Source organism: Flagellimonas sp., assembly GCF_965215805.1.
Lineage (GTDB): Bacteria > Bacteroidota > Bacteroidia > Flavobacteriales > Flavobacteriaceae > Flagellimonas.
This window is the reverse complement of sequence record NZ_OZ244124.1, coordinates 2,703,251-2,729,365: the sequence shown is the minus strand read 5'-3', so window position 1 is coordinate 2,729,365 and position 26,115 is coordinate 2,703,251. Positions and strand designations below refer to the sequence as shown.

At 42.5% G+C, this 26,115-nt stretch carries 28 protein-coding genes; 16 read left to right on the top strand and 12 right to left on the bottom strand.

The genetic code is table 11. The annotated features are described in order from the left end of the window. Positions 1-126: 126 nt before the first annotated feature. From ACOOE0_RS12120 to glgB, 4 genes are all read right to left on the bottom strand, one after another. A complete protein-coding gene (locus tag ACOOE0_RS12120; RefSeq protein ID WP_420399171.1) occupies positions 127-1,452 on the bottom strand; it encodes an MFS transporter in 1,326 nt (441 codons plus the stop codon). Positions 1,453-1,548: 96 nt separating this feature from the next. Continuing rightward, the gene (locus ACOOE0_RS12115; protein WP_420399170.1) at positions 1,549-2,358 is read right to left on the bottom strand and encodes a M48 family metallopeptidase; all 810 of its coding nucleotides are present in this window, start codon (positions 2,356-2,358) and stop codon (positions 1,549-1,551) included. Positions 2,359-2,397: 39 nt separating this feature from the next. After that, positions 2,398-4,797: a glycoside hydrolase family 31 protein gene (locus ACOOE0_RS12110; protein WP_420399169.1), complete on the bottom strand. Its 2,400-nt coding sequence runs from the start codon at positions 4,795-4,797 to the stop codon at positions 2,398-2,400. A 98-nt stretch (positions 4,798-4,895) separates the two neighbouring features. After that, positions 4,896-6,791 carry a 1,4-alpha-glucan branching protein GlgB gene (gene glgB, locus ACOOE0_RS12105; RefSeq protein ID WP_420399168.1) on the bottom strand — a complete coding sequence of 632 codons (1,896 nt, stop codon included), beginning with the start codon at positions 6,789-6,791 and terminating at the stop codon, positions 4,896-4,898. A gap of 158 nt (positions 6,792-6,949) precedes the next feature. Between glgB and ACOOE0_RS12100 the strand changes: the two genes are divergently transcribed. The 6 genes from ACOOE0_RS12100 to ACOOE0_RS12075 all read left to right on the top strand — a co-directional run bounded on the left by ACOOE0_RS12100 (position 6,950) and on the right by ACOOE0_RS12075 (position 10,989). Beyond that, entirely contained in the window at positions 6,950-7,537 is a 588-nt protein-coding gene (locus ACOOE0_RS12100; RefSeq protein WP_420399167.1) for a collagen-like protein, read from the top strand. Between the two features lie 103 nt (positions 7,538-7,640). Continuing rightward, positions 7,641-8,132, top strand: coding sequence for a peptide-methionine (R)-S-oxide reductase MsrB (gene msrB / locus ACOOE0_RS12095; protein ID WP_420399166.1), 492 nt, complete (start codon positions 7,641-7,643; stop codon positions 8,130-8,132). Between the two features lie 113 nt (positions 8,133-8,245). Next, the gene (gene msrB / locus ACOOE0_RS12090) at positions 8,246-8,656 is read left to right on the top strand and encodes a peptide-methionine (R)-S-oxide reductase MsrB (RefSeq protein ID WP_420399165.1); all 411 of its coding nucleotides are present in this window, start codon (positions 8,246-8,248) and stop codon (positions 8,654-8,656) included. Further along, positions 8,653-9,177, top strand: coding sequence for a DUF1572 family protein (locus ACOOE0_RS12085; RefSeq protein ID WP_420399164.1), 525 nt, complete (start codon positions 8,653-8,655; stop codon positions 9,175-9,177). Before msrB (ACOOE0_RS12090) ends, ACOOE0_RS12085 begins: the two co-directional genes overlap by 4 nt. Positions 9,178-9,313: 136 nt before the next feature. Next, complete coding sequence (gene lpdA, locus ACOOE0_RS12080) at positions 9,314-10,705, top strand: dihydrolipoyl dehydrogenase (protein WP_420399163.1); 1,392 nt, start codon at positions 9,314-9,316, stop codon at positions 10,703-10,705. 2 nt (positions 10,706-10,707) lie between these two features. Continuing rightward, the gene (locus ACOOE0_RS12075) at positions 10,708-10,989 is read left to right on the top strand and encodes a DUF3817 domain-containing protein (protein WP_420399162.1); all 282 of its coding nucleotides are present in this window, start codon (positions 10,708-10,710) and stop codon (positions 10,987-10,989) included. Positions 10,990-11,045: 56 nt separating this feature from the next. Here the strand turns inward: ACOOE0_RS12075 and aroQ are convergent, their stop codons facing one another. The 3 genes from aroQ to ACOOE0_RS12060 all read right to left on the bottom strand — a co-directional run bounded on the left by aroQ (position 11,046) and on the right by ACOOE0_RS12060 (position 12,614). Continuing rightward, positions 11,046-11,459, bottom strand: coding sequence for a type II 3-dehydroquinate dehydratase (gene aroQ / locus ACOOE0_RS12070; protein ID WP_420399161.1), 414 nt, complete (start codon positions 11,457-11,459; stop codon positions 11,046-11,048). Positions 11,460-11,535: 76 nt separating this feature from the next. Next, positions 11,536-12,000, bottom strand: a complete 465-nt coding sequence (locus ACOOE0_RS12065; RefSeq protein WP_420399160.1) for a hypothetical protein — start codon at positions 11,998-12,000, stop codon at positions 11,536-11,538. Between the two features lie 122 nt (positions 12,001-12,122). Then, positions 12,123-12,614 (bottom strand): hypothetical protein, encoded by a 492-nt coding sequence (locus ACOOE0_RS12060; RefSeq protein WP_420399159.1) that lies wholly within the window; start codon positions 12,612-12,614, stop codon positions 12,123-12,125. A 219-nt stretch (positions 12,615-12,833) separates the two neighbouring features. Between ACOOE0_RS12060 and xerD the strand changes: the two genes are divergently transcribed. After that, positions 12,834-13,757, top strand: a complete 924-nt coding sequence (xerD, locus tag ACOOE0_RS12055) for a site-specific tyrosine recombinase XerD (protein WP_420399158.1) — start codon at positions 12,834-12,836, stop codon at positions 13,755-13,757. Here the strand turns inward: xerD and ACOOE0_RS12050 are convergent. Further along, positions 13,754-15,049, bottom strand: coding sequence for an NAD(P)/FAD-dependent oxidoreductase (locus ACOOE0_RS12050; RefSeq protein ID WP_420402219.1), 1,296 nt, complete (start codon positions 15,047-15,049; stop codon positions 13,754-13,756). The two genes, xerD and ACOOE0_RS12050, sit on opposite strands and share 4 nt — an antisense overlap. A gap of 102 nt (positions 15,050-15,151) precedes the next feature. On the opposite strand from ACOOE0_RS12050, the gene ACOOE0_RS12045 reads away from it, so the two are divergent. From ACOOE0_RS12045 to ACOOE0_RS12035, 3 genes are all read left to right on the top strand, one after another. Next, positions 15,152-16,579 (top strand): amidohydrolase, encoded by a 1,428-nt coding sequence (locus tag ACOOE0_RS12045; protein ID WP_420399157.1) that lies wholly within the window; start codon positions 15,152-15,154, stop codon positions 16,577-16,579. 68 nt (positions 16,580-16,647) lie between these two features. Then, entirely contained in the window at positions 16,648-17,142 is a 495-nt protein-coding gene (locus tag ACOOE0_RS12040; RefSeq protein ID WP_420399156.1) for an RNA polymerase sigma factor, read from the top strand. Between the two features lie 3 nt (positions 17,143-17,145). Beyond that, positions 17,146-17,796: a hypothetical protein gene (locus tag ACOOE0_RS12035; RefSeq protein WP_420399155.1), complete on the top strand. Its 651-nt coding sequence runs from the start codon at positions 17,146-17,148 to the stop codon at positions 17,794-17,796. Here the strand turns inward: ACOOE0_RS12035 and ACOOE0_RS12030 are convergent. Further along, positions 17,793-18,605 carry a lysophospholipid acyltransferase family protein gene (locus ACOOE0_RS12030; RefSeq protein WP_420399154.1) on the bottom strand — a complete coding sequence of 271 codons (813 nt, stop codon included), beginning with the start codon at positions 18,603-18,605 and terminating at the stop codon, positions 17,793-17,795. The two genes, ACOOE0_RS12035 and ACOOE0_RS12030, sit on opposite strands and share 4 nt — an antisense overlap. Positions 18,606-18,641: 36 nt before the next feature. Further along, the gene (locus ACOOE0_RS12025) at positions 18,642-19,283 is read right to left on the bottom strand and encodes an NUDIX hydrolase (RefSeq protein ID WP_420402218.1); all 642 of its coding nucleotides are present in this window, start codon (positions 19,281-19,283) and stop codon (positions 18,642-18,644) included. On the opposite strand from ACOOE0_RS12025, the gene ACOOE0_RS12020 reads away from it, so the two are divergent. Further along, entirely contained in the window at positions 19,282-20,001 is a 720-nt protein-coding gene (locus ACOOE0_RS12020; RefSeq protein WP_420399153.1) for a peptidylprolyl isomerase, read from the top strand. The two genes, ACOOE0_RS12025 and ACOOE0_RS12020, sit on opposite strands and share 2 nt — an antisense overlap. A gap of 3 nt (positions 20,002-20,004) precedes the next feature. Here the strand turns inward: ACOOE0_RS12020 and ACOOE0_RS12015 are convergent, their stop codons facing one another. Together ACOOE0_RS12015 and ACOOE0_RS12010 are read right to left on the bottom strand one after the other, a co-directional pair. Further along, on the bottom strand, positions 20,005-20,613 hold the full coding sequence (locus tag ACOOE0_RS12015; RefSeq protein WP_420399152.1) for a trimeric intracellular cation channel family protein: 609 nt from the start codon (positions 20,611-20,613) through the stop codon (positions 20,005-20,007). Between the two features lie 2 nt (positions 20,614-20,615). Continuing rightward, positions 20,616-21,332 carry an RDD family protein gene (locus tag ACOOE0_RS12010; RefSeq protein WP_420399151.1) on the bottom strand — a complete coding sequence of 239 codons (717 nt, stop codon included), beginning with the start codon at positions 21,330-21,332 and terminating at the stop codon, positions 20,616-20,618. Between the two features lie 32 nt (positions 21,333-21,364). Between ACOOE0_RS12010 and ACOOE0_RS12005 the strand changes: the two genes are divergently transcribed. The 5 genes from ACOOE0_RS12005 to ACOOE0_RS11985 all read left to right on the top strand — a co-directional run bounded on the left by ACOOE0_RS12005 (position 21,365) and on the right by ACOOE0_RS11985 (position 26,113). After that, entirely contained in the window at positions 21,365-22,336 is a 972-nt protein-coding gene (locus tag ACOOE0_RS12005; protein ID WP_420399150.1) for a stage II sporulation protein M, read from the top strand. Beyond that, the gene (locus tag ACOOE0_RS12000; protein WP_420399149.1) at positions 22,320-23,198 is read left to right on the top strand and encodes a hypothetical protein; all 879 of its coding nucleotides are present in this window, start codon (positions 22,320-22,322) and stop codon (positions 23,196-23,198) included. Before ACOOE0_RS12005 ends, ACOOE0_RS12000 begins: the two co-directional genes overlap by 17 nt. Positions 23,199-23,267: 69 nt before the next feature. Then, positions 23,268-23,933: a DUF4129 domain-containing protein gene (locus tag ACOOE0_RS11995; protein ID WP_420399148.1), complete on the top strand. Its 666-nt coding sequence runs from the start codon at positions 23,268-23,270 to the stop codon at positions 23,931-23,933. After that, positions 23,911-25,140, top strand: a complete 1,230-nt coding sequence (locus ACOOE0_RS11990) for a DUF4350 domain-containing protein (protein WP_420399147.1) — start codon at positions 23,911-23,913, stop codon at positions 25,138-25,140. Before ACOOE0_RS11995 ends, ACOOE0_RS11990 begins: the two co-directional genes overlap by 23 nt. Then, on the top strand, positions 25,130-26,113 hold the full coding sequence (locus tag ACOOE0_RS11985; RefSeq protein ID WP_420399146.1) for an AAA family ATPase: 984 nt from the start codon (positions 25,130-25,132) through the stop codon (positions 26,111-26,113). Before ACOOE0_RS11990 ends, ACOOE0_RS11985 begins: the two co-directional genes overlap by 11 nt. Positions 26,114-26,115: the final 2 nt, after the last annotated feature.

Genomic DNA, 26,115 nt, shown 5'->3' with positions numbered 1-26,115 from the left:
CGCCGTATCTGCTGAAAGACAGGTAGGGGAAATGTAACTTAAGTTCTCGACTGCGCTCGAACTGACATTAGGAGTTTATTACCAATCAAAAAACTTAAACCGGACCGATGTCCGGTTTTTTTATTTTCATTCCTTTTCCTTATTCACCCGTAACAAAAGGAAAACACCTATCAAAAAGAAAAGCCCCAAAAAGATGGTGCTGTTCCGCATACTTCCCGTAAGTTGGGCTACGGCACCGTACAAAAACGTACCAATAACGATTCCTATTTTCTCCGCTACATCGTAAAAACTGAAGAAGGAAGTGGTGTCTGTGGTCTCTGGCAGAAATTTTGAGTAAGTAGAACGGGATAACGCCTGGATTCCACCCATTACAACCCCTACTAGCCCTGCGGCTATGTAAAAATCCATGGGGGTTTGAAGAAAATAGGCATACACACAAAGGAGTATCCAAATAACATTGATGACGATCAAGGTTCTCACATTCCCATACAGCTTGGATGCATAGGCCGTAAGCGTAGCACCCGCAATAGCCACAATTTGAATCACCAGTATGCTAATAATCAATCCGGTGGTTCGTTCGGAATCCGTTCCCCATGCAATCTCTTCTTCACCAAAATAAGTAGCAATCAGCATAATGGTCTGAACCGCCATACTGTAGACGAAGAAAGCGCCCAAATAGCGTTTCAATCGGGTTTCGCTACCCAATTGTTTCCAAACGCTCTTCAATTCCCTAAAACCATTGAGGACAATATTGGTTCTTTCCCCTTCCCTTTTGTATCCCTTGGGCAAGTGATAAAAGGTATATTGACTAAATAAAATCCACCAAACACCCACTGAAATAAAGGAGTACTTCATCGCTTTGATTTCGGCCACTTCACCTCCACTATCGGTAATCCCAAAAACAGCAGGCTGCATTACCATGGCCAAATTAAAAACGAGCAGAATCACACTTCCCACATATCCTAGGGAAAAACCTTTAGCACTTACGCCATCTTGTTGCTCTGGAAATGCGATATCAGGTAAATAGGAATTGTTGATGGCGAAACTCACCCAAAAACCTACCAATCCAAAGAAATAGCAGACCAGGCCGAAATAGATATTCTCAAGAGAAAACCAATACAGCCCTATACAAGAAGCGGCTCCCAAATAGCAGAAAAACTTCAGGAATATCCGTTTGTTGCCCAAATAATCAGCTATTCCAGAGACCAAGGGAGTCACTATGGCAATAAACACAAATGCCAAGGATGTCACATAACTGATCAAGGGAGCTCTGGCTATTTCGCCACCAAAAATGGTCACTTTTTCTATCTCAGCCACTCTAAACAAAGCCCCGTAAAAAATGGGAAATATGGCGGAGGAAATAACAAGGCTATACACCGAATTTGCCCAGTCATAAAAGGCCCAAGCGTTCAACAATTTCTTGCTTCCTTTAAGTGCGAATGCTCGTGCCATAACTTTTAAAATAAAAATGCCATTTATAGCAGCAGATGAAGACTTTTACATCTTCGTTGCACTATAAATGACATTAAATGTTGGTTTATCAATTGGTTATTTAAATGTTGTTACCCCAAACTTGGCCGCTTCCTGTTTTGCAATGGGTGCCCAAGCCGTAAGATTGTTGATTCTTGTATCGTTGGATGGATGCGTACTCAAAAACTCAGGCGGGGCTTGACCACCAGCCTTGGCTTTCATTCGCTTCCACAATTCTGCTGCCTCATCAGGATTGTAACCCGCAATGGCCATAATCTGGAGACCGATTCTATCTGCTTCCGTTTCATGACCTCTGCTAAAAGGTAGCATAACCCCAACAGTGGAGCCCAATCCATACGCTTGGTTGAACGTGTTACGTTTCTGCGGATCCTTAATCGCCACATTCCCTGCCACAGCTCCAATTTGTTGCAGCATACCCGCACTCATACGTTGTGCGCCATGATCGGCCAGAGCGTGGGCCACCTCATGCCCCATGACAACGGCAACTCCTGTTTCAGTCTGCGTTATGGGCAATATACCTGTATAGAAAACGATTTTACCTCCTGGCATGCACCAAGCATTTACCGTTTCATCGTTGACCAAATTATATTCCCATTTATAATCTTTTAAATATCCAGGATACCCATTGGCATCCAACCAGCGTTCTGCAGCGGTTGCTATTCGCTGCCCTACCTTGGTAATCATTTGGGCATCTGAAGTACCCGTTATTACCTTGTTATCGTTCAGAAATTGATCATACTGGGCAAATGCCATGGGGAAAATCTGGCTATTGGGGTAAAAATTGAGCGTACTTTTCCCTGTGAACGGATTCACCTTACAGGCCGTAATTGCCAAAAAAACCGCTACGGTTAGAATAAACTTTTTCATATGTGTTAATAGTGTTTAGTAAAGGAAAATTACAAAAAATTATTTTCCAACCAGATGCAGTTCCGTAAAATCCTTACTGACCTCAATACTATTATTTCCGTTCAATTTAATGTCCTTGGGATCCACTTGTTCATTATCCAATTCCACTACTCCAATTTGGAAGGGGAGCCCGTGAAAAGTGAGTTTGATTTTCTCATAAGGGGTAATGAAATTTCCGTCCTTAAACTGTTGAATGATCAGTTCATTTTCCTTGCCCCGTAACCTAAACCGTCTTAGGCTGTATCTTCCTTTTTTGTAGTCGTAACCGTCCTGTTGATCCTCATATACCTCGGAAATTTCTATTCCTTCCTTGTAATACACGTCAATGGCCAATTCCGTAATTTCCTTTTCCCCAACATATTGCTGAACCGGATACTTCGGAATCATGGCGCCTTCCTTTATAAACATGGGAATTTTCTGAATATCCGCAGCAACCCATTTCTCAACTCCACCTTCTACAACTTCCTCAGTCCAATAATTATACCATTTCCCTCTGGGAACATACATTCGTCTACCCTGTGCATTGGGTTCTTGAACAGGACAAACCAATATCTGTTCCCCAAAAAGAAACTCATCTGTCCTAAAATGCGTCTGGGTATCCTCCTGATCATAAAACACCAAAGATTGCAGCATGGGCATACCGCTTTTGATATACTTATAGAACATGGTATACAAATAAGGCAAAAGTTGATAGCGCAACTCGATGTAATTCCTTGTAATGTCCGTTATCTCATCGCCAAATGACCAAGGCTCCTGATCCCCATGATCTCCACTGGAGTGGACTCTACAGAACGGATGAAAGACCGCCAACTGTATCCATCGGGCAAAAAGTTCCCCGTTGGGTTGCTCTGCAAAGCCTCCAATATCAGAGCCAACAAAGGAATAACCGCTCATACACATGCGTTGCATCTGTACATTGGCAATCCACAAATGCTCCCAGGTAGCAACGTTATCCCCAGTCCAAGTGGCACAATATCTCTGCGTTCCTGCGTATGCGGCCCTTGTCAATACAAAAGGTCTTTTTGGGAACATGAACTTTTTGACCCCATTATAGGTGGAACGCACCATTTGCATCCCGTACACATTATGTGCCTTTCGGTGACTGCAAGGATGGCCGTCATAATCATGTCGAACATCCAAATTGGCCGTTTTTGTAGGAACTTCCATAACAGCCGGTTCGTTCATATCATTCCAAACTCCATGGACGCCCAAATCGGCAATCATTTCTTTATAGAGTCCTGCCCACCATTCTCTTACCTCTGGGTGAGTAAAATCCGGGAATTTGCACTCCCCTGGCCATACTTTGCCTTTAAAGTGGGGGCCATCAGCTCTTCTGCAGAAAAAACCATTGTCCATGGCCTGTTGATATACCCAATAATCCGGGTCAATCTTGATTCCTGGATCAATCATGGTAATGGTCTTAAAACCATCCTCTTCAAGCTCCTCAATCATCTTTTTGGGATTGGGAAAACGCTTGTTGTCCCAGGTGAAGCAGCGGAACCCCTCCATATAATCGATATCCAAGTAAATAGCATCACAGGGAATCTTCATTTTTCTGAAGGTAGATGCTATGTTTTTCACCTTTTTCTCCGGAAAATAACTCCATTTGGACTGGTGAAAACCTAGTGCCCAAAGCGGTGGAAGCTCTGGCACACCTGTTAAATCGGTATAGGCCTCTACCACCTGGCTCATTTTAGGTCCGTAGAAGAAATAGTAGTTCATCTCTCCCCCATCGGCCCAAAAACTGGTCACATTTCGCTTCTCATGGGCAAAATCAAAATAGGTGCTGAACGAATTGTCGAAGAAAATTCCGTAAGCAATGCTCTCTTTTAATCCTACGTAAAAAGGAATGGACTTATACAAAGGTTCCTGGTCCTTGCCATAGGCATAGGAATCCGTGACCCAATTGTTTACCCGTTTTCCCTTTAAATTAGTATGGGAGGCCTTATCGCCCATTCCGTAATAGCTTTCCCCGGAATGGCTAACCTTGCCCATTTTAACTATGTTTCCGCCGTAATCGTAGTTTTCTTCCCAATGGAATCCAAGCTCATCCTCCAAAATCACAGTTCCTTCCAAATCCTCAATTTGGACTTTTAAATCCGCCTTGCGTATATAAACTTTCACTTTGGAAGTATTAATCACATACTCTGGAATTTCATCTTTTACCTCCAATTCATTGTATCCCAAACTCACATCGTCACTTAGGGCGTATGAAAAGTCGGGCTCAAAAACATGTTCTGTGGCAAATCTGAACCGGATGGCACTATCCCGTAAAATGGTCAACTCTAGGATAACCCCATTATGGGTGGTGAAATAAAGTTTATCGTTCTCCTGCTTAAAATCAACTATATGGTTGGGAAATTGATTTCCCCTTTTTTCTATTTCGGTGTTGGTAATCATCGATGATGGGTTATGTAACCCACAAAAGAAAGACTTTAGGGCGAGAAATTAAAAAGATGTTGTGAACACCGGTGAACTACAACGTTTGCGTCCTGTATCTATTTGTAAACAAGCACTCCAAGAGGCGGTAAGCTCATGGTTACCGATTGTTTACGCCCGTTCCATTCCTTTGCGGCGGGTTTAAGCGTTTTCTTGGCCACTCCACTACCCGAATATTTTTTGTCATCGCTATTAAAAAGGAGCTTCAACTGACTGGATTTAGGAACGCCAACTCGGTAATTTTCCCTTGGAACGGGTGTAAAATTGCAGGCTATGATCAAATCATCTTTGGGCTTCTTCCCTTTTCGAATATAGGTCAAAACCGTGTTTTCCTGATCATTGTGCTCTATCCATTCAAAACCTTCCGGGCTGAATTGTTTATCATACAGTGCTGGATTGCTTTTGTACAATTTGTTCAAATCCTTGATAACCTCTTGGATTCCTGAATGGTAATCATATTGTGTCAGATGCCAGTCCAAGCTTTCTTGGAAATTCCATTCCGAAGATTGTCCAAACTCTCCTCCCATAAACAGTAAATTACCTCCTGGGTGTGTAAACATATAACCATACAATAGCCTCAAATTGGCAAATCTTTGCCATTCATCGCCAGGCATGCGGTAGAGCAGGGAATTTTTCCCGTATACTACCTCATCATGCGAAAAAGGCAGCATAAAATTCTCCGTAAACGCATAGGTCATGCTAAAGGTGATCTTATTTAGATCATAGGATCGATGTATGGGCTCCTTTTTGAAAAATTCCAAGGTGTCGTGCATCCAACCCATCATCCATTTCATTCCAAAGCCCAAGCCGCCTAAATCCACAGGTTTGGAAACCCCGTTAAAGGCTGTGGATTCCTCCGCTATGGTCTGTACCCCTTTAAAACTGGCATAGATCTCAGTGTTCATTTCACGTAGAAATGACATGGCCTCAAGATTTTCGTTGTTTCCGTACATGTTGGGTTCCCATTCCCCATCTTCCCGGGAATAATCCAAGTATAGCATGGAGGCTACGGCATCCACACGGAGGCCATCCACATGAAACTGGTCAAGCCAAAACACAGCATTACTGATCAAAAATGCCCGAACTTCGTTTCTCCCATAATTAAAAATCAAACTCTTCCAATCTGGGTGATATCCACGTCTTCTGTCTGGATGTTCGTAGAGGTGCGATCCATCAAAAAATCCAAGTCCATGGGCATCTTCAGGAAAATGGGAAGGCACCCAGTCCAAGATTACCCCAATGCCTTTCTCGTGGAATTTGTCCACCAGTATTTTGAATTCTTCCGGGGTTCCAAATCTGGAAGTAGGTGCAAAATATCCTGTTAGTTGATAGCCCCAACTGGGATCAAACGGATATTCCATTACCGGCATAAACTCCACATGGGTAAAACCCATATCACTCACATAGTTGACCAGTTCATCGGCCAACTCAGCATAGGTTAAAAACTCCCAGCCGTTTTTTTTCTTCCAAGAACCCAAATGTACCTCGTAAACGGAGTATGGTTTGTCCAAAGCATTGTGTTGTTCCCGGGTTTCCATCCATTTCTTGTCCTTCCATGTATAGGGAGCATCCCATACCACAGAGGCGGTTTTTGGAGGTTGTTCGCAATAACGGGCAAAAGGATCGGCCTTTTCTGTCCAAATATCATTGTTGTGGGAATGAATCTTGTACTTATACTTCACTCCCTTTTCCACACCAGGGATGAATCCTTCCCAGATACCACTTGCATCCCAACGAACATTAAGTTGGTGCTCCTTTCCGTCCCAAAAATTGAAGTCCCCGATTACGGCAACCGATTGGGCTGAGGGAGCCCAAACGGCAAAATAGGTGCCTTTTACCCCATCAACTTCCGTGAGATGGGAGCCCAATTTATCGTAGAGCCTAAAATGCTTTCCCGATTTAAAAAGATTGATGTCAAACTCAGTAAAAAAACTATGGGCTACTACTTTGGACATAGGTGGTGGTTTAGTAATTACAATATTACACATCTTTGGTAAAGTATCCGATTTTAAGGCCTTCACATCACAAAATAGTCTAGATTTTAAAAAATGGAATGCTTTTTGATTTTCATCCCCCAAGAAGATAAATGAACACAAATCTAAAATCAAAAATCATGACAAAATTCAATACAATACTTGGAGTATTTCTTATCCTACTAATATCCGCTTGTGAAGGCCCAGCAGGCCCTCCCGGATTTGACGGACTTGATGGAAGGGATGGTCTTGACGGACTTGACGGTCAAGATGGAATACAAGGGCAAGTCGTTGAAGTTGATGGAGTTAATTTCGCCTATGACGTTGACGGAAACATCTATAACACCATCATTACTTTTAGTGATGTTACCGATTTCGAGGTCTTTGAATCGGATGCTGTTTTAATATACAGGTTTGATGGCACCATTGACCTTGACGATGGGAGTACCGCAGATGCTTGGAGCCAGATTCCCCAGAGCTTTTTCCTTCCAGAAGGAACCATTCAATATGTTGCGGCCCACACTTTTGTGGATGTAGAACTTTTTATTGACGGAAATTTTGACCTTTCTGCCTTGGATACCAGTTTTACAGACAATCAATCCTTTAGGATTGTTTTTGTGCCAAGCGTATTTGCCAATTCCTCCAAAATGGACACTTCCAAACTCTCCAATGTGATGTCTGCCTTGGGAATCCAGGAAGATGGTGTAAAGAAAATAGAGCTACAATAGTCCTTCAAAAATGCTAACTTAAGGTCCCGTTGTATCCAGCGGGACTTTTTTTATTTTAGGATTGAAAGGATTTTAACAAATGCACGTCTACCTATAAAAAGAAATGGGAAAAAAGTTGTTTTTAGCGATGTTTTTGGTTCTTGTAGGATGCAAGGGCGTATCCCAGGAAGAACCAAAAAACAAGGAAAAAGAAAAGGTATATAAGGTCACCAAGACTGATGAAGAATGGCGTGCGGAGCTAACGGAAATGGAATATTACGTGCTCCGCAAAGCTGCTACCGAAAGTCCATTTACGAGCGAGCTATTGGAAAATAAGGAAAAGGGCACCTATGTTTGTGCAGGTTGTGCCACTCCTTTGTTCCGAAGTGAACATAAATACCGATCTGGAACCGGATGGCCAAGCTTTGATCGGGAAATCGAGGGCAATGTGGCCTATGACGTTGATTACAAAATAGGGTATAAGCGTACTGAGGAGCATTGTGCAACCTGTGGTGGACATTTAGGCCATGTTTTCAATGATGGACCAAGAAGAACTACAGGCGAGAGACATTGCATCAACGGTGCGGCGCTGGATTTCATCCCGGATTCCAAGTAATTCCATTTTATAAATTCTTAGGAATGCGCTTAAATGTAAGGCGGTTTCTTTTTATGTCCTTTAGGGCAAATACACTCTTTTTACATTATTAATTGATAATTGTAAATTGTCATATGAAAAACAAATTCACTTTAAACAAGTCGGAGGAAGAGTGGAAAAAAGAACTCACCCCTGAAGAATATTATGTACTTCGCCAAAAAGGCACCGAAAGACCATTTACCGGGAAATACAATTTGCATTTTGAAAATGGGGATTATCACTGCAAAGCGTGCAATGCTAAATTGTTCAAGAGTGATAACAAGTTTGAAAGCGGCTGTGGCTGGCCCTCCTTTGACCAGGCGGTTGAAGGAGCTATCGAGTACATTCGGGATACTTCACATGGAATGATCAGAACGGAAACGGTCTGTGCCAACTGCGGGAGCCATTTGGGGCATGTCTTCAACGACGGACCCCAAGAAACCACAGGACAACGTTATTGCATCAACTCGATAAGTATCGGTTTTAATCCTGAAGAAGAAAAATGAGTTTCCAAGAGAACTATTTAAAAAGTGTCCGCTCCGAATTTCTTCGTTACAAATCCCTTGGGGAAAAAACCTTTGACCAATTATCGGAGGAGGAAATCCATTGGAAATATGCAGATTCTGATAATTCCATTGCCATCATCGTAAAGCATATTGTGGGAAATATGCTGAGTCGCTGGACCAATTTCCTCACCGAGGATGGCGAGAAAGCATGGCGAAATCGCGATACGGAATTTGAGGGGCCATACGCCTCCAAATCAGATATGCTGGAGGCCTGGGAGAAGGGATGGGACTGTCTTTTTGCTGCATTGGATAGCATTGATGATTCCAACTTTGATTCCAAGGTCAAAATAAGAAATGAGGATCACTCCATAATCGAGGCCATAAACCGTCAATTGGCCCACTATCCCAGTCATGTGGGGCAGATTTTGTTCTTGGGAAAAATGATAAAGCAACAGGATTGGGTGTCCCTATCCATTCCCAAAGGGCAATCCGAAGCATTCAATAAAAAAATGTTTGGGTAGACATCCCATTACCATTTCACATTTATAACAATTCTGCAAAACCAAAGCTTGGTATTTGGCACCCGAATTGCGTATTTTTGCACCTGCCTTTCAAAAGGCGGGTTTCTAATTTTTATTCAACTAAAATCAAAATCTGATGAGCAACTTCGATGTAATTGTTTTGGGTAGTGGTCCTGGCGGATATGTAACGGCGATACGAGCGTCACAACTAGGATTCAAAACAGCCATTGTGGAAAAGGAAAGTTTGGGCGGTGTATGTCTTAATTGGGGCTGTATCCCAACCAAGGCCTTGTTGAAGTCCGCTCAAGTTTTTGAGTACCTAAAACATGCGGAAGACTACGGATTGAATGCCAAAAAGGTAGAGCACGACTTTGGTGCAGTGGTAGGAAGAAGTAGGGGTGTTGCCGATAGCATGAGCAAGGGTGTTCAGTTTTTGATGAAAAAAAATAAAATTGAGGTACTCAATGGTTTTGGAAAGGTTCAGCCTGGAAAAAAGGTCTTGGTAAAAGGAGAGCATGGAGATACTGCTGAGTACAGCGCGGATCATATCATTATCGCCACTGGAGCCCGAAGTAGGGAATTGCCAAGTTTGCCTCAAGATGGTAAAAAAGTAATCGGTTACCGCGAGGCTATGTCCTTGGAGACCCAACCCAAGAAGATGATTGTGGTGGGAAGTGGGGCCATTGGAGTGGAGTTTGCCTATTTCTATAACTCCATGGGAACCGAGGTAACCATTGTGGAATATCTTCCCAATATCGTGCCCGTTGAGGACCAGGATGTGTCCAAGCAATTGGAGCGCACGTTCAAGAAAAATGGAATCAAAATAAAGACCTCTGCAGAAGTAACCCAAGTGGACACCTCTGGTGATGGCGTTAAAGCTACCGTAAAGACAGCCAAAGGAGAGGAAGTCCTGGAAGCAGATGTGGTACTTTCCGCAGTCGGAATTAAAACCAACATTGAAAACATTGGCTTGGAAGATGTGGGAATCGCAGTGGATCGAGATAAAATTTTGGTCAACGATTACTACCAGACCAATATTCCAGGATACTATGCCATAGGGGATGTAACCCCAGGGCAAGCATTGGCACACGTAGCCTCTGCAGAAGGTATTCTCTGTGTGGAAAAAATAGCAGGAATGCATGTAGAAGCCTTGGATTATGGGAATATTCCAGGATGTACTTACTGTATTCCGGAGGTAGCGTCTGTTGGTATGACCGAGCAACAAGCTAAAGAACAAGGATACAACCTTAAGATTGGAAAATTTCCTTTCTCTGCCAGTGGAAAAGCCAAAGCATCAGGAACCCCGGATGGTTTTGTTAAGGTGATTTTTGATGCAAAATACGGCGAGTGGCTGGGCTGCCATATGATTGGGGTTGGAGTGACCGACATGATCGCTGAGGCCGTTGTGGCCCGTAAATTGGAAACCACGGGCCATGAGGTACTAAAAGCCGTACACCCGCACCCAACCATGAGTGAAGCTGTTATGGAAGCTGTTGCAGATGCTTATGATGAAGTAATTCATTTATAAGGATGCTCAAGGCTTTTCGGCTTACCGCAATTCTAGAAGGTATATCTTATCTCCTCTTGTTTGGCATTACCATGCCATTGAAGCACTGGGCCCAAATATTGGAACCCAATTTGATTGTGGGTTATGCCCATGGTGGATTGTTTATCCTATACGTAGTATTGGCGGTGGTTCTTAGTTGGGAACGCAAATGGGGCTTTAAACGGTTTGTGATTTTGTTTATAGCCTCCCTACTACCCTTTGGGACATTTTATGTGGATAAAAAATACCTCAAAGTAGCGGATTAATCTATCTCTGGATAACACCTGTTTTGTTAGGCCCATGTAAACAGGGATGTTCCTGCTTATAGGAAGCTTTGAATCGCAAGGTCATAGCTTTGCAGCCCGAATCCCAAAATCACTCCTTTGGCACCTGAGGATATATAGGAGACATGTCTAAAATCCTCCCGCTTGTGCGTGTTGGAAATATGAACTTCGACCACGGGGGCAGAAACCGCCTTAACGGCATCGCCGATACCAACAGATGTATGCGTGTATGAAGCTGCATTTAGTACAATTCCATCGTAGGTAAATCCAACTTCCTGTATTTTGTCAATGAGTTCCCCTTCAATATTGGATTGGTAATAGTCCAATTTCACATCGGGAAATTTATCCTGCAGTTGGCTAAAATAGGTTTCAAAAGTTGTGCTCCCATAGACTTCGGGCTCTCTTTTGCCAAGGAGGTTCAGGTTGGGGCCGTTGATGATCATTAGTTTCATGCTGGTAAAAGTACAATATCTGTTAAAAAGAAAAAGCAGGCAATAGCCTGCTTTTATATCAATTTGATCTTATAAGTTATTTTATGGCAAACTGAAGCCCAAAACCGAAGGCGGCCGCTTCACTATCCCCCGTCTCGCTTAAAACCAAGGCTGGTCTCCAATCAAAATTCACCACAAAGGGCACGCCTTTGGGTTTAAAATCCAGCCCCAAATGAGGCCGTAGTGAAAAAATATTGTCAAAATCATCAACCAAGATGATACTTGGACCTACCCCAGCATACCAACGGAGTTGATTTCTGGACCCAACAATCGCTTTGTGGTAGGAATACAAAACTGTAATTATGGTTCCACCATCCTCAAAACCCAGATCGGCTTGTCCCACATGATGGTCTGAAAAGAAATATTTTCCGGTAGCTCCAAAGAAGGTAGCTTCATCATAGGCATCTACACCTAGACCCAGAGCGGCCCTGTAACTGGTCTGCGCGCTGCCTAAGGTTGTGAATAAAATGGTTAAGGTGAAAACAATACATACTTTTTTCATTTTTAGTGTATTTACGGTTATTATTTATGGTTTAATGGCTTTTGAACAATCCAAAAGCCAGATTTGGGGGTTTCATATCCCCGTACCATAAACCGTTTTCACCCTAGGTTGAAGTTTCCTTTTTAAAAAAGGAACAAAATTCCAACGGTTGCGATGGCAAAAGTTCCGTCGTTTTCCACTGCAGTATATGAGACGTTCAATTCGGTATTGCCCGTTATGTTGTAACCTACGACTGGCCTGTAAAACAGCCCCCCGTCATTACCTTCATTGACTCCTACGGCATAGCCACCGTCCACACCAAACTTAAAATGGTAGGTAGGGTAGATTCTTACGGAGCCGGCAACCGGTAAAAACTGGATGTCTTCAAACTCGGTTTGATTGGGTAATGTATCACCAAAAGCATTGATAAAACCTATGGCCGCACCAAGGTCAATCAATTCGGAAATACCCCAGTGATAGTTCACGTCCAAGCCAATACTAAAACTTGATATATTCTCAGCGTCACCAACTGGGATCCCGCCGCTAAATCCAGCTTTAAAATTGCTCCTATCCTGGGCTGACATAGAAAAAACAAAAGCAAATAGTGCAATTGCAACTAGGTAAGTTCTTCTCATAATTGTTAAAACTTTGTGAATACCTAGAACGCACTCTTAACAAATCTAGTATGGAACCTCACTAAAATTCCACAAGAATTTGCCTACTTTACTTCCGACAGAACTTGGTTCGAAAATACCGTCATATACCAACTTTTAATGCCCTGAATTGATCAATGGCCCTTTTGAATTGACCAATGGGGTAAGTGGTCTAATATGAATTGTGATTATCTTTAAAACATGAACTGGAAACAAGGCCTGCAGGACTACCACCATTATATGAAAATTGAACGTGGCTTATCTGACAATAGCATCTTTGCCTATACGCGGGACCTGCAAAAACTGGTGGATTACCTAGATCAGTACGAGATTAAGGTCTCTCCCTTGGATATTGGTCAAGAGACTATTCAGCAGTTCATTTATGAACTGGCCAAAGTCATCAATCCTCGTTCCCAAGCCCGTATCATATCGGGATTAAAAGGTTTTTTTACCTACCTCATTTTTGAAGACTACCGAACCGATAACCCAATGGATCTCATAGAATCACCAAAAATTGGTCGGAAGTTACCGGACACCCTCTCCTCTTCAGAAATTGACGAGTTAATTGGCAATATAGACCTGAGCAAAGCTGAGGGCGAACGAAATAGGGCCATGCTGGAAACGCTGTATGGCTGTGGACTTCGCGTTTCGGAGTTAATCAATCTAAAATTGTCCGATCTTTATTTTGAGGAGGACTTTATTAAAGTGACCGGAAAAGGTGACAAGCAGCGTTTTGTACCCATTGGCCAAATAGCCAAAAAATATGTCAACCTCTATAGAAATGAGGTTAGAAACCATTTGAAAATCCAGAATGGGCATGAGGACTACCTCTTCCTTAACCGAAGGGGAAAACAACTGACCCGAGCCATGATTTTTACCATTATTAAACGCTTGGCAGAAAAAATGGGACTACAAAAGAACATTAGTCCCCACACTTTTCGTCACTCTTTTGCCACACATCTGCTTGAAGGTGGGGCTGACCTGAGGGCCATTCAACAAATGTTGGGTCATGAGAGCATTACCACCACAGAAGTCTATATGCATGTAAACCGGAAACACTTGCATGAGGTGCTTTTAGGACATCATCCCAGAAACAAAGAGCTGGATGAAAGTACCCAAATCTAAGTTGGCTGGGAATCCCGATATCTTTTTTTGAATGGTCTTATGATCAAACGGGCCTCACGGTCAAAACGAATGTAGTTGTACACCCAATTGATGAAAACTACAACCCTGTTTCGGAAACCTATCAAGAAAAACAGGTGTACAAACATCCAGACAAACCAGGCAAACACCCCTTGAAACTTGAATCGCTTTAAATCGGCAACTGCCTTGTTTCTCCCTACTGTGGCCATGCTACCTTTATCCTTGTAGGTAAAAGGTTTCATAGGCTTGTTTTCCAGTAATCGAATTAAATTGACCCCAAGATTTTGTCCTTGTTGTATTGCGGGCTGAGCCATCATGGGATGTCCATTGGGAAAAGCTTCGGTTTCCATATGGGCCACATCGCCAATGGCGAAAATTTCATTGTGTCCAAGCACTTGGTTAAATTCATTCACCACTAAGCGATTCCCGCGTGAAAGCAGTTCCTTGGCATCCAATCCTTTAATACTCACCGCTTTTACCCCAGCGGCCCAAACCAAGGTTGCGGCCTCAAAGGTGGTATCGGTGTTCGTAGTAATGAAGTTCCCATCATAATCGGTGACTCGGATGTTTTTCCAAACATTGACACCCAATTTTTCAAGAAATTTTTCTGCTTTTTGGGAAGCAATTTCACTCATGGCCGGCAAAATCCGATTGCCTCCTTGCACCAAATTGATTTGTGCCCTACGTGTATCCAAATCAGGATAATCCTTGGGCAAAATTCCTTTTTTGATTTCAGCCAATGCGCCTGCCAATTCCACCCCTGTGGGTCCACCACCCACAATAACAAAATTCATAAGGGCATCCCTTTCATGAAGGTCATCTGTGAGCAAGGCCTGTTCAAAATTCTCGAGGATCAAGCTTCTTAAATTCAGGGATTGTGGAATGGTCTTCATGGCCATTGCTTTTTCCTCAATGTTCTTGTTCCCGAAAAAATTGGTTTCAGAACCTGTGGCCACCACCAAATAGTCATAATGGATAGGCCCAATGTTGGTGTGAATCCTTCGATTTTCAATATCGATTTGAACCACTTCCGCCAAGCGAAAATAAAAATTGGGATAACCCTGTAATACCTTCCGAATGGGGTAAGCAATGGAATCTGGCTCCAGTCCTCCCGTAGAGACTTGATATAGAAGCGGTTGGAAATTGTGGTAATTGTGCTTGTCCAACAGCACCACCTGGACATCTTTTTTCGCTAGTTTTTTGGCCAAGGCTATACCGCCAAAACCACCACCTATTATAATAATCCTCGGGAGATTGGACTGTGGAATATTCATGCTGGACATAGCCGCAAATTTACATAATACCCTATGGCTAAAATCATGTTTGGAAAGGTTTTTTGCTATCTTTAAATCTTGACTAACGAAACAGCTATCCTAATGAAAAAATCAATCCTGTTTGCTATTGCGGGCATCTTGTGCATACATACCGCCCTGTGCCAAAAAAATGAAGAATCCGTCGTTAAATCCTTGGATTCCAAATCCAAAAAATATGGGGAAATTGCCCAAGAAATCTGGCAATTGGCAGAAATGGGCTATTTGGAATATAAAAGTTCGGCCTTGTTACAAAAGACCTTGGAGGATGAAGGCTTTGCCATTACCAAGGGCGTAGCGGGAATTCCTACTGCTTTTGTTGCCGAATATGGTTCTGGCTATCCCGTTATAGCTATTTTGGGGGAATATGATGCGCTACCCGGTCTGTCGCAACAGGCGGTTGCAGAAAAAAAATCGGCTAACGCTGCTGCAGGACATGCTTGCGGACACCATTTGTTTGGTACGGCGTCTACCGCAGCGGCCATTGAAGCCAAAAATTGGCTGAAAAAATCCAAAAAACAAGGAACCATTCGTTTTTATGGCTGTCCTGCGGAAGAAGGAGGTTCTGGTAAGGTGTATATGGTTCGGGAGGGGCTTTTTAATGACGTTGATGTAGCGCTTCATTGGCATCCCGGCTCCCAAAATGCGGCCAGTGCAGGCGCAGCATTGGCCAATAAATCTGCCAAATTCAGATTTTATGGTACCTCGGCGCACGCAGCAGGTGCACCTGAAAGAGGACGCTCTGCTTTGGACGGGGTTGAAGCCATGAATATTATGGTGAACATGATGCGGGAACACATTCCGCAGGAAGCCCGAATCCACTATGTAATTACGGATGGGGGCAAGGCTCCCAATGTGGTACCTAATTTTGCTGAAGTCTATTACTATGCCCGTCACAATAGTCGAGATGTGGTCATTGATATCTTTGACCGAATTGTGAAGGCTGCCGAAGGCGCTGCCTTGGGAACGGGAACCACCATGGATTACGAAATGATAGGGGGAACCCACGAACTGCTACCCAATCTGACGCTTCAAAAGTTGATGCATGAAAATCTTTCCAAAATTGGAGGCATCCGTTATACGGATGAGGAAAAGGTGTTTGCCGAGAAAATCTCCAAAAGTCTTGGATTTGATCAATTGGATGAAGCCCGAGCACTCGATGTTCAAGCCTACAAAGAAGAGGCTCGCGCATACGGGTCCACCGATGTTGGTGATGTAAGTTTTGCCGTTCCCACAGTGGGTATGAGTGCCGCCACCTGGGTTCCTGGAACACCGGCACATAGCTGGCAGGCTGTAGCTGCGGGTGGGACATCTATAGGAAATAAGGGAATGATGGTCGCAGCCAAAACACTATCGCTCACGGCCATAGACCTTCTGGAAAACCCGGATACAGTTGCCAAAGCCAAAGCTGAATTGGAAGAAAGAAGGGGAAAGGACTTTAAATATATTCCTCTTTTGGGAGACCGTCCACCCGCCCTGGATTATCGGAAATGAACAAATCCAGAAAAAGATCGTAACAAAAGTGATCTAACACCTACCAATTAGTCAAACAACCAACCTGAGTGAACAAAGAACTGGAACATCGTTTTGTGACGGAGCTTGAGAACAATCAAAATATTGTTCATAAAGTATGCAGTCTCTATACCAATGATAGGGATTCCCACAACGATCTCTTCCAGGAGATTACCATACAATTGTGGAAGGCTTATCCAAAGTTTCGGGGAGATGCCAAGTTCAGTACTTGGATGTACCGTGTAGCTCTTAATACCGCCATAACCTTGTATCGGAAATCCAAAAAGAAAGTGCAAACACAGGACTACGATTCGGTAATTTTTAAGATCAAGGCCGACGAATATGACGATACCCAGGAACAACAGCTAAAGTTAATGTACAAGGCTGTAAAACAGTTGGGTGATATTGACAAGGCCTTGGTATTTCTATATCTGGAGGACAAGGATTATGCGGAAATATCCGAAACACTAGGTATCACAGAAGTAAACGCCAGGGTTAAAATGAATCGTGTCAAAAATAAACTAAGAACCATATTAAATCCCTAGCCTATGATGGATGAATTGGAACTCTTAAAGAAAGACTGGCAGAAAAAGGGTGAACATCTTCCTAAACTGTCCTACGATGAAATACATACCATGATTTGGAAGAAATCCTCTTCCATTGTCAAATGGATATTTTATATCAGCATCATTGAATTTATAATCCCCCACCTACTCTATCTCGCACCATCTATGCGGAATAGTTCTTTGGATATGTATTCCAATTTAGGGCTCTCCAAAGTGGTTTTGGTGGTTAGCATATTCCAATATTTGATCGTTTTCTACTTCATCTACCAATTCTACAAACGATACCGCGAAATCTCGGTTTTGGACAGTGCCAAAAAATTGACCTCCAAAATTCTGCGGACCCGAAAAACCGTAAAGCACTATGTAATCTTCTCTTTGTCCATGGTACTATTGACCTTTGCCATCATGGTAGTGGGCATTTACTTTAGTGACAATGTTATTGAAGCATTGAACCTTGAAGGCAATATGGAAGATATGTCAATGGAGCGTATGAAATTTATGATCATGGCCGTATTCGCTGTGGTTGGAATTGTGGTCACCGCCCTGTTTGGCGGAATATATTTCCTTTTGTATGGCCTTCTTACCCGAAAATTGCGGAAAAACTTTAGGGAATTGCAAAAACTGGAGGTCTAATCCCCTCGATAACTGTATCTCCGCTTTTGGTGGTCGGCCTCATAAGCCGCCAACTCCTCTTTGGAAATCACCTTTAAAAAAGAGGGATGCTGCTCTATGGCATATTCCAATTTTTCCAAAATGGAATCAATGGATTCATTATCGTAGTCTATTTCCAAAGGAGCCTTGATTTGCATGGACTGCAAAATGCCCTTTTTCTTTACCCGCAATCCTTTTTTGTCAAAAGACCTGCGAAACCCATCAATTACAACAGGAACCACAACAGGCTTGTACCTTTTTATGATATGCGCTGTTCCTTTTCTTAAGGGCTTCCAAGGTGTGGTGGTTCCCTGCGGAAAAGTGATTACCCAGCCGTCATCCAACGCACGGGCAATATTGCTGATATCGCTGAACTTTACATGTCGGTTCACATCCTGACCATCTGCCCGCCAGGTACGCTCAATACTTATAGATCCTGCATAGGCCAATATTTTGGTCAGCAGGCTTTTTTTCATGGTTTCCTTAGCCGCGACATAGTAAATGTTCAACTTCGGATTCCAGAGATAACCCAAATTTTTGATGGAATCATCTCTACCCTTAAGACTGGCATTAAATACATGGAACATGGCCACAACATCCGCAAAATAGGTTTGATGATTACTTACAAACAGCACATTGGTATCCGGTAAATCCCTGATGATTTGGGAACCCTCAATTTCCAAGGTGTTAAATCCTTTATATCGCTGATGGGTCATCATTCCGGCAACACGGATCAACCATCGTTTTAAGAATAAAATGTGACCAAAAGGATTTTTCTTGAAGAGACCCATGCGTTTACTGTTGGGGGCTAATTTACAAAATAGCCGTTAAAGCACTTCCTCCAGTAGCTGCTGAATCTCGCTAAGCATCATGGCTGTAGCGCCCCAAACGGTATAACCATTTAATTTATAAGCAGGTACATTGATGCTTTTGGCATACGAAGTACTCAAGGTTTCTTCAATCCGATTTTTCTTGTCCAGAAAATCGTACAGATTTACCTCCACTAGGGCCTCAACCTCGCTTTGCTGAATTACAAATGGACTTGGTTTGGTGTAAAAACCAAGAAACGGTCTCACCATAAAATTGCTAGGCGGAATATAGAGTTCACTTAACTCCTTGATCACCTCCACCGATTCTTGAGGCACGCCTACTTCCTCAAAAGTCTCTCGGAGGGCCGTTTCCTTCAAATTAGCATCCCCATCCTCTACCTTGCCACCTGGAAATCCAATCTGATTGGAATGAACACCCTCATATGCTTTTCTAAGTATCAGCAACATGTTGGTGCTTTGCTTGGCATCTGGATAAAACAAGGCCATTACTGCGGCTTGCTTGGGATTCCTTTTTTTGATGTCATTGGACTTCAACCACTGGACACGCATCAATGGAGACATTTTATGATGTGATTCCTCTCCGGGAAGTGGTAGATTCTTTATTTTTAAAGCTTGATGATAAAATTCGTTAAAATCCATGTTGACCAAACCCTCAAAGTTCATTGCAATTATACCACTATTTTTTCTCGTCGCTTGTGGTGATGCTCCAAAAAAGGAAGCTCCAAAGACCGAGGAAAATGTGGTGAAAACGGATTCAATTCCGGTAGAACCCATTCCTGAAACCCCTGAGGAAAAGGAAGAAGAGGCCTTTGTACTTGACGAGGAAAATGCAATTGATTTCTTTTTTAATTACGCCAAGGAACTCAAGGAAGATAAGGTGCGATTGACCACCAGCATGGGTAGTTTTACCATTCAACTGTACGACAATGTGCCCTACCATAAAGCCAATTTCATATATCTGAGCAAGAAAGGCTATTTTGACAATACCCAATTCCACAGGGTGGTCAAGGATTTTATCATTCAAGGCGGGAATTCTGATGATACCAAAACTGCCAAGAAAAGAAGATTGATCGGCAGATATTTGCTTCCCCCTGATACCAGAAAAGGACACAAACATCACCGAGGCACCATTTCAATGCCCAGTAGTGAACGGCACAATCCACATAAGTTGGCCTCACCCTATGAGTTTTTTATTGTAGTCACCAAACCAGGTAGCTACCATTTGGATGGCTCGTATACGCCCTTCGGAAAGGTCATAGATGGGATGGATGTGGTGGACGCCATTAACAATGTTCCAGTGGGTGATGGTGATTGGCCATGGCAAAATGTTTATATCCTAAAGGCCGAGGTACTCTAATCCCTAGGTCTTTTTGTAAATATTGGGGAGACTTATCCCAAAGTGGACAGCCAATAAACGTAAACTGATCACCACTACTATTGCCGCTATATAAGCGTAATTTTCTTTGATGGGAAATTGTGTAAACAAGAAGTAGCTGGCACCTCCCAAAATGCAGGCCGTGGCGTAGATTTCTTTCCTAAAAATCACCGGAATCTCGTTGCAAAGCATATCCCTAATCACTCCTCCAAAGCTTGCGGTCATGGTTCCCAAAGCAACGCACATTACTGGGGAAAGCTCAGCTTGAAGCCCCTTCTCCACCCCAATCATCGTAAAAAGTCCAATCCCAATGGTATCAAACAAAAACAGGGAGCGCCGTAAGTATTTTAGTTGGTTCACAAACAATATCCCAAACACCACACTGATGAAAATTGTTGTAACATAGGTTAAATCACGCATCCAGACTACAGGTGTATTTCCAATAAGCAAATCCCGAAGGGTACCTCCGCCAATTGCTGTTACAAAGGCAATAATGAGCACCCCAAACAAGTCCAATTTCTTGTCCATGGCCACCAAAACTCCTGAAATGGCAAAGGCCACGGTACCCAAAATATCTATGGTCTGATAAAACACGATTACATTTTTTGAGTGTAGTAATTGTAATCCTTGATGACCTCATCCACAAATTGGATGGGATGCAAGGTGGTCTGAATTCCCGTTACTTCCTTAATCTTCTTATCCAAGGAAACAATAACGTTATGATCTCCGTTAAGCTTGGATTTATCATACAGTTCTTTAATGGTCTGTATCTCGGAATCCTTAAAAACGGTGACCTGCGGAAATTGGGGTTTATAATCCTTTGGCAGCTCGCGTAGCAAGGTGTCTTTTAGCGAAACTTTCTTTTTTTCGCTGATGACGGTGGTACCTGCCGCAATATCTCCCAATCGTTGTCCTTTACCTCGAATCAGTATAGTAAGCACAGCTCCTCCACCAGAGGTAAGCACCACATCGATAATTCGTAATACCCAACGCACAAAATAGTTGGCAAAACTAGGTTTGGAACCATCCAGTTTTACCACGCGTAGGGACATCAATCCTTTTCCTATGGTCTTGCCGTCGGAGAAAGTCTCAAACAAAAGATAGTACAAAAAAGCAGGAATACTCATCACCAAATAGTACGCCCATTGGTCAAACAAATCCATGTCCAGAGATCCCAAAAGAATAAAGACCAAAATGGTATAGACACCAATCACAAAGCTGTCTATAATATAGGCCAGCATACGCTCCCCAAGGTTGGAAGTGTTTTGGGTGATACTTATATTTTGGGCCGTTTCTATTTGAAATTGATCCATATTTTAGTTTCTTTACTTACAAACCAAATTTAATGCGAGAGGCTGCTTTTGTTAAGCAAAATAAGGACAAATGGATCGCTTTTGAAAATGTCTTGAACAATCAAGATCGGCTGACTCCAGATAAACTATCCGACCTCTACATTGAAATCACAGATCACCTTAGCTACGCCAAAACTTTTTATCCCAAGAGCAATACCGAGTTGTACCTCAACGCTCTGGCCTCACAGGCACATCAGAAAATATATAAGACCAAACGGGAATCCAAGAACCGTATTGTGGGCTTTTGGAAAACGGAATTTCCATCTATGTTTTACCAGCATCACCGAGAATTGTTGATTTCTTTTTTGGTTTTTGCTTTTTTCTCCTTCGTAGGAGCCTTTTCATCGGCCAATGAAGGGGATTTTGTCCGCTCCATTTTGGGGGATGGCTATGTGAACATGACCTTGGAAAATATTGAGAAGGGCGATCCCATGGCGGTGTACAAAGAACAAGGAGAGTTCAATATGTTTTTGGGGATTACCATCAACAATATTAAAGTAGCGGTCTACGCCTTCGCCTTGGGAATTTTGTTGGGCATCGGCACCTTGATCATCATGTTGCAAAACGGAATCATGTTGGGTAGTTTTCAGTACTTTTTTTATGAGAAAGGTCTATTATGGGAATCGGTGCGTACCATTTGGATTCATGGTACCATCGAGATTTCCGTGATTATTATAGCCGGATGTGCGGGTTTGGTCATGGGCAACGGGATGCTTTTTCCTGGCACCTATACCCGAATGGAATCCTTTAAACGAGGCGTAAAAAATGGATTAAAAATTATGATCAGCACCATCCCGTTCTTTATTCTAGCGGGATTTTTGGAGGGCTATGTAACCCGTCATACCGAAATGCCCGACTGGTTGGCCATTTTGATCATTGCAAGTTCTTTATTCCTTATCGTATTTTATTATATCATTTATCCTAACCAATTCAAACGAAAAGCGAAGCATGCAACAGTACATTGAGTTTAAAAAACAACGGGAACTGGGGGAAATCTTATCAGATACCTTCGGTTTTATCCGAAACCAATTCCAACCTTTTTTTGGTACCATTTTAAAGATTGTTGGCCCCTATCTATTGGTGATGTTGATCTCCCTAGGATTCTACTATTACTTTATTGGGGATATGTTCTCCTTTAGTGTGGAGACCTCCAACGATTTTTTCAATCCCATCATGATGGTGTTGGTATTTTTTATCTTTTTTCTGGCCATTATTGCGGCCTATGTGATGGCACAGGCCACTGTGCTGTTTTATATTAAATCCTATGCAAACAACAAAGGGGTCATCAACTTTGAGGAAATCAAGAAAAATGTATACACGCACTTCTGGAGTTTTATAGGCCTGGGACTTTTAGTGGGATTGTCCATAATGGTAGGATTTGTTTTTTGTATCATCCCTGGCATTTACCTCTATCCTATTCTTGCACTTTCCTTTAGCGTTATGGTCTTTAACCAGAAAGGGGTAAGCGAAGCCTACGGATACAGTTTTACCTTGATCAAAGACAACTGGTGGATTACTTTCATTACCTTTTTTGTTATTGGAATAATCGTTGGAATCGCCAGTTATGCCTTTAGCATTCCAGCCTATATCTATATGATGGTAAAAATGGGCACTATGGCCGGAGAGACAGATCCAGTTGCGTTAACCGGCGGTATTTTTGATCCTATTTATATTCTGTTGAATTTACTGTCCGTTTCCGTGCAATTCCTGTTGAATATCATCACTTTGGTTGCAGGGGTACTTATTTACTTTAACCTCAACGAAAAGAAAAATTTTACGGGAACCTATGAGCGCATAGATAATTTGGGAAAATCGTCTGAGGGATAAATGCGGAAGTGGATAGTTTTTGTTGTGTTTTTATCGATTTGCATCCCAATGTTTGGGCAAAACGATACGTTGGTAAAACATGACGATGCCAACATTGTTCCAGTTGAAATTTCCGAAGAGCATTTGAAACCTTTTCTGGAGGACGAAGCCTTTAATTATGAGATTGTCAAGACGGATAGCAGTTGGTGGGACAATTTCAAAGATTGGATGTACAACATCCTACTTCAGATTTTTGAATGGCTTTTTGGTGTTGAAGCCGCTGTAGGTGCCGTGGCTTCCTTCCTTCAGATACTTCCCTACATTTTACTTGGAATTCTATTGTTTCTGATTATTGGATTTTTTGTCAAGGCAAATACCCGTTCCCTGATATATACCCAGAAAAACCCAAATATTGTTTCCCTTTCCGAAGAGGAACGCATTATCAAAACAGAGGATATCCAACAACTGATCAGGGATGCCCTTGCCCAGAAAAACTATCGTCTGGCCATTCGCTATTATTACCTTTTTATCCTGAAACTATTGACAGAAAGGGAACTTATTGAATGGCAGTTGCAAAAAACCAACGACGACTATATTGCAGAGCTTTCCAATAGCCAGTTGAAGACCCCTTTTAGCAGGGCCACCTTGCTCTACGATTATATTTGGTATGGAGAGTTCAACATAGATCAAGACCGATATACCAAGGCCGAACAAGTATTTGTAACCTTAAAAAATGCCATTGCCACAGATGTTTAAAAAGGGAAGGGCATATATCATCATAAGTGTTATCACCGTAGGGCTTCTACTGCTATTGGAATACAACAAACCCAAAAAGGTGAATTGGTTTCCGTCTTACGTAACCCATCATAAAATACCCTATGGAACCTATGTGCTCAATGAACTTATGGAGGGATTTTATCCCGAGCGCATACAGCAAGTAACCAGACCCCCATTTGAATTCTTACAAAACAGGGAAGATGCAGCAGGAGCATATTTTTTTGTAAATGAGTCTGTGTATTTTGGAGAATCTGAACTGAACACGCTGTTGGATTGGGTGGATAAAGGGAACACCTTGTTTCTGGCCTCCAAAGGATTTGATGAGAAGCTTTTGGATACCTTGCACCTGGAAGAGGAATACCTCTATAGCACCGAAGATCTGGAGCCGGAGTTTCACCATAAATTGGTAAACCCCAAGCTTGCATCCAAAGAGATATCCTTTAGCAAGAACTACAATGCGCGAACTTTCAGCAAAATAGACACCTTAAATACCGTAGTGTTGGGGGAGGTACGGAAAAATGCGGACAGTGTCCAAACCACTTCCAGGGGAGTCAACGCCATAAAACAGCCATTTGGCCAGGGTACTATTGTGCTTTCCACCTTTCCAGAAGCATTCACCAACTATTTCATCCTAAAGGATGAACATAGAGATTATACCGCAGGGTTGCTGTCCTATTTGCCAACAAGTGGCACCATTTTAATGGACAACCATTACAAATCCGGGAAGTCTTTTTATACCTCTCCCATGTACCTGTTCCTGAATACCAAGGAATTCAAATGGGCCTATTATTTAGTCCTTATCGGAGCCTTGGTTTATGTCATTTTTGAAGGAAAGAGAAAACAGCGGGCCATCCCCATTGTTACTCCTTTAAAAAATCAAACCTTGGCATTTACCCGGACCATTGCAGACATGTACTTTGAAAATGGAGAGCAAAAACAAATTACAACACATAAAATTGCCTACTTTTTGGACTATATCCGTACGCGATTGCATATCTCCACGCAAAACCAGGACGAGGCATTTCTCAATCGACTGGCCATACGCAGCAACAACGATCCAATGGATGTTCAAAAATTGTTTAAGCTGATAGAAAAGCTACAGGGCAAAACCCAAATATCGGATACGGAACTTGAAGAACTGAATAAAAAAATAGAAGCATTTAAAGCAAAAGTTGATGGAAAATAACGATTTGAACTTTGACAGTCGGGTTCCTTTGGAGGAGCTAAAAAATACGGTTTCACAAATTAAGGAAGAGCTCTCCCAGGTCATTGTGGGCCAACAAAATTTTATGGATCTCCTTATTGTATCCCTTTTGGTAGATGGGCATGCCTTAATTGAAGGAGTGCCTGGAATTGCAAAGACCATCACCGCCAAATTGTTTGCAAAGACTTTAAAGACCGGTTTTAGCAGGATACAATTTACCCCGGATTTAATGCCGAGTGATATCTTGGGAACCTCGGTATTCAATGTCCAAAATTCAGAGTTTGAATTTAAAAAGGGGCCCATCTTTTCCAATATCATCTTAATTGATGAAATCAATAGGGCACCCGCCAAAACCCAGGCAGCCCTTTTTGAGACCATGGAGGAACGGCAGGCCACAGTTGACGGCACTACCTATAAAATGGCCGAACCCTTTATGGTACTAGCTACGCAAAACCCTATTGAGCAAGAGGGTACCTATGCACTCCCGGAAGCCCAATTGGATCGTTTTTTGTTCAAGATCAAGATTGATTACCCTTCCGTTGAAGAGGAGGTGCAAATCATCCAAGGACATCATGAACGCAAGGGAGAAAAGCCCCAGGACAAAGTAAAGGCGGTGTTGACTTCAAAAAAATTGGCCGAGTTTAAAAAGAACATCCATGATGTGATTGTTGAGGAAAAAATCATCAACTACATTGCCAACATCATTACCAATACAAGAAACCATCCGCATCTTTATTTAGGTGCCTCACCCAGAGCATCCATAGCCACCTTGGCTGCATCCAAGGCTTTTGCCGCCATATCCGGTAGGGATTTTGTGATTCCCGAGGACGTTAAAAAAGCGCTTGTTCCCGTACTGAACCATAGGGTCATTCTGACTCCTGAAAGGGAAATGGAAGGGATGACCACTGAAAACGTCATCAATATGATTATGGAATCCGTTGAAATTCCAAGATAGAC